This is a genomic window from Aestuariivirga sp., from assembly GCF_041738905.1.
Classification (GTDB): Bacteria; Pseudomonadota; Alphaproteobacteria; order Rhizobiales; family Aestuariivirgaceae; genus Aestuariivirga.
The window spans coordinates 1-3,360 of record NZ_JBGSOZ010000162.1 but is presented as its reverse complement, the minus strand read 5'-3'; the positions used below and the strand labels follow the sequence as shown (position 1 = coordinate 3,360).

General features: G+C 63.8%; 5 protein-coding genes and 1 pseudogene. 2 read left to right on the top strand and 4 right to left on the bottom strand.

The window, feature by feature from the left end:
* Nucleotides 1-108 (bottom strand): annotated as a pseudogene (locus ACEW8Q_RS15345) (propionyl-CoA carboxylase beta chain); the annotation flags it as partial.
* A gap of 195 nt (nt 109-303) precedes the next feature.
* Between ACEW8Q_RS15345 and ACEW8Q_RS15340 the strand changes: the two are divergent.
* Nucleotides 304-936 (top strand): FMN-binding negative transcriptional regulator, encoded by a 633-nt coding sequence (locus ACEW8Q_RS15340; RefSeq protein WP_373504925.1) that lies wholly within the window; start codon nt 304-306, stop codon nt 934-936.
* Nucleotides 933-1,556, top strand: coding sequence for a LysE family translocator (locus ACEW8Q_RS15335; protein ID WP_373504924.1), 624 nt, complete (start codon nt 933-935; stop codon nt 1,554-1,556). Before ACEW8Q_RS15340 ends, ACEW8Q_RS15335 begins: the two co-directional genes overlap by 4 nt.
* On the opposite strand, the gene ACEW8Q_RS15330 is transcribed toward ACEW8Q_RS15335, so the two are convergent.
* The 3 genes from ACEW8Q_RS15330 to ACEW8Q_RS15320 all read right to left on the bottom strand — a co-directional run.
* The gene (locus ACEW8Q_RS15330) at nt 1,553-2,248 is read right to left on the bottom strand and encodes an ATP12 family chaperone protein (RefSeq protein WP_373504923.1); all 696 of its coding nucleotides are present in this window, start codon (nt 2,246-2,248) and stop codon (nt 1,553-1,555) included. The genes ACEW8Q_RS15335 and ACEW8Q_RS15330 overlap by 4 nt on opposite strands.
* Nucleotides 2,245-2,919, bottom strand: a complete 675-nt coding sequence (locus tag ACEW8Q_RS15325) for an HAD-IA family hydrolase (protein ID WP_373504922.1) — start codon at nt 2,917-2,919, stop codon at nt 2,245-2,247. Before ACEW8Q_RS15325 ends, ACEW8Q_RS15330 begins: the two co-directional genes overlap by 4 nt.
* Nucleotides 2,916-3,360, bottom strand: a 445-nt coding sequence (locus ACEW8Q_RS15320; RefSeq protein WP_373504921.1) for an RluA family pseudouridine synthase, incomplete at its 5' end; no start/stop codon positions are given. The genes ACEW8Q_RS15325 and ACEW8Q_RS15320, both read right to left, overlap by 4 nt.

The following is a 3,360-nucleotide window of genomic DNA, read 5'->3' as shown; positions in this document are numbered from 1 at the left end:
GCGGGCGGTGAGCTTGCCCTTGGCATGCTGGGCCGCCACGCGCTTGGCGCCACCGCCTGCCCGCGCCAGCACGCGGCGGGCTTCAAGCTTCTCGAGAATGTCCTGCATGGTGTTTCCCCTCAAACGTCACGGCGTGAAAGTGTGTTAGGGGCACGGCGCCATGCCGTCAAATCAGCCGAAAGGTGGGTATCTTTCCTTCGACCTCATCCCTTGTGGAAAGTGGTCTGCCGAACGAGCCGAAAATCGGCCATTCCGGCCAGACCTGTTCGGTCGCATGGCAGGGGCAACACGAGGGACTCTGCCATGTATCGCCCACCTGCTTTTCGCGATGACGACCCGGCCAGCCTGCACGCCACCATCCGTGCGGCGCGGACCGGCAATCTCATTACATCGACCGCCGCCGGCCTGATGGCAACGCCATTGCCCCTGATGCTCGATGAAACGACGGGGCCGCACGGCGTGTTGATCGGGCATGTGGCGAAGGCCAATCCGCACTGGTCGGCTGCGCCAATTGGTGAAGCGCTGGTGATCTTCATGGGGCCTGACGCCTACGTGTCGCCGTCGTGGTACGCGACAAAGGCAGAGTCCGGCAAAGTCGTGCCGACCTGGAACTACGTCACCGTTCACGCTCATGGGCCGGTCGAATTCTTCGATGATACCGAGAGGCTGCTCGCTGTCGTCTCGCGCCTCACGGATCATCACGAGGAGAGCCGTTCCCATCCGTGGAAGGTGAGCGATGCGCCCGATCTCTATGTGCAATCGCAGCTCAGGGGCATCGTCGGCGTACAAATCACGATCACCCGGCTGGAAGGAAAGCGGAAACTCAGCCAGAACCGCAACGCGGCGGATCGTGAGGGCGTGATTTCAGGCCTGAGCGGCAGTTCGCTTCAAACCGACCTGGAGGTTGCCGGTCTCATGAGGAATTCGCAGTCATGATGTCTGTTGCGCAATTCATCACGTTTCTGGCCACTGCCGGCGTCTTCGCCTTCATCCCCGGCCCGGCCATGCTTTATGCGGCTGCGCAGACCATGGCCGGCGGCCGCCGTTCCGGGCTCATGGCGTCGCTTGGCCTTCATCTCGGCGGCTATGCCCATATTGCGGCGGCTGCCTTCGGCCTGTCGGTGTTGCTCGCCGGGGTTCCCGTCCTCTACATGGGTGTGAAACTTTGCGGGGCGATCTATCTCGTATGGCTCGGCATTTCGCTGTTCCGGAGCAGTTCACGCGAAGGCGGGGCGGTGGAGTTATCTCCCGGCAGCGGGAGCTTCTTGCAGAGCCTGACAGTCGAAATGCTGAACCCGAAGACGGCGATGTTCTACCTCGCCTTCCTGCCGCAGTTCATCTCGCCGGACGCCAGCGTGCCGGTTCCGTTGCAGTTCATCATCCTCGGCACCATCGTCAACCTGATGTTCTCGGCCGCCGATCTCGTTGCGGTCATGCTGGCAGGTCTCGTGATGAACCGGCTGCGGAAATCGAGTTCAGTCCAGCGATGGCTGCAGCGGATCGGTGGCGCGGTTCTGGTGGGGCTCGGCGTACAGCTGGCCGTGCAGCGAGGCTAACTCCTGCTCAAGGCCATGAAATGGCAGCAGGCGCTGAACTCGTGCCAGCGCGCGGCGCGGCGGGCTTCTGCCTCTGCGTCGGTTCCCCACAACTCGATCTGGTAGTCCTCATCCACATGAGCGGCGGCCCATGCTTCATCCGCGGCGATGGCACCCTGCGCGAGCATGAGCGCGATGAGCGCGGAGCCGCTGAGCGTCATCACCGTGTAGAGCGCTGACAACTCAAAAATGCTGAGTGCGTCGAGGGCGGTTCTGCAAGCCCGGAGTGCTGCTTCCGGCTGGGCCTTGTGGACTATACCCGTGGTGACAAGGAAAGGCGCATCGAGCGTGGTGCGTGCCCAATCGATGATGGGATCCCAGGTCCGGGCGTGGCGATCGACCAGGGCCTCTGGCGTCTCGGCGCGATAGCAGACGAGATCGCTGTTGGCGTAGTCCAGCACTTCGGCCGTGATGGCCTCGCGCATCGGTCCCACGCGGTCAATCGCCGTGTTGGCGAGCTTCGTGAACATCATGGTGGATGGATCGAGCTTTTCGCCCTGGGCCTCCCACTCAGCGGCCACGGCTTCGGCAATCGCCTTCGTCGGCAGTTGCAGCTTCGCCTTCATCGGTGTCTTCACCGGGCGCCCGTCGAGCGCGATGCAGAGGTCATCCGTGACGGCGACGTCCTTGTAGAAGCGGCGGCGTGTGCTCATGCCAAGCGCTCCTGCCAAAGCGATTCAAGCTGGCTCTCCAGTTCGTTGAAATCATTGGCAATGGTGTGAGCGCCAGCACGCTGCAACTCAACCACGGCATGGTTCCCCCACGAGACTCCCGCAGCCCCTGCCCCTGCCGCCCGCGCCATCTCGATGTCGAAACTCGTATCGCCAATCATGATGGCGGCAGGTGCTGCGAGCCCGGTCTCGGCCAGCGCCTTTACGATCATCGAGGGATGCGGCTTCGATGGGTGATCGTCGGAGGTCTGGATGGTGGTGAACCAGCCCTCATAGCCATGCTTCTCGATCAGGTGGGTGACACCCCGGCGCGACTTCCCCGTGGCGATGCCGAGGAGAACATCGTCGCGCCCATGAAGCTTCGCCAAAAGGCCGTGAGCGCCGTCGAACAGGTCCTCGGGGTGGGTGCCGGACGCGCGCAGATCCCAGAAGCTCTGCTTGTAAGCGGCGGCAAGCCGCTCGTGCGCGGATGGTTCCTCATGCGGCACCAGCGCCCGCATGGCATCGAGCAGCGAAAGGCCGACGATGGACAAAAAGGTTGAGCGCTCGGGCGGCGTGACGCCGGTGGCCGCGAAGGCCGCGCTGAGCGAGGCCGTGATCATGGCGCGGCTGTCGACCAGCGTGCCGTCGACGTCGAAGATCGCGAGCTTCATCCGTGATCCTCGTCGAAACGGCTGGGGTCGAAGCGGAGGAGCTCGAAGCTCTGCATCATGTGGTCGGGCAGCGGCGCGGAGAGGTCGATCGTTCCCTCGCGCGGATGCGGGAAGACGATGCGGCGCGCGTGGAGATGAAGCTTCTTCGCCATTCCTTCGGGCATGTTGTCGAGCCCGCCATATTTCTCGTCACCCATGATGGGGGTGCCGATATGGGCCATGTGGGCGCGAAGCTGGTGCTGGCGTCCGGTGACGGGCTTCAGCGACACCCACGCGGCGGAAGCCGCCTTGCCGATGACGGCGTAATGCGTGACCGCGCGCTGCTCGTCCTCTTCCTCGCCTTCATGGGACGCCCGCATGCGGTCGCCCTCCGGTCCCTTGGCCTTGATGAGCGCCACTTCGATGCGGCCCTGCGCGGGCTTCGGCACGCCATGCACGATG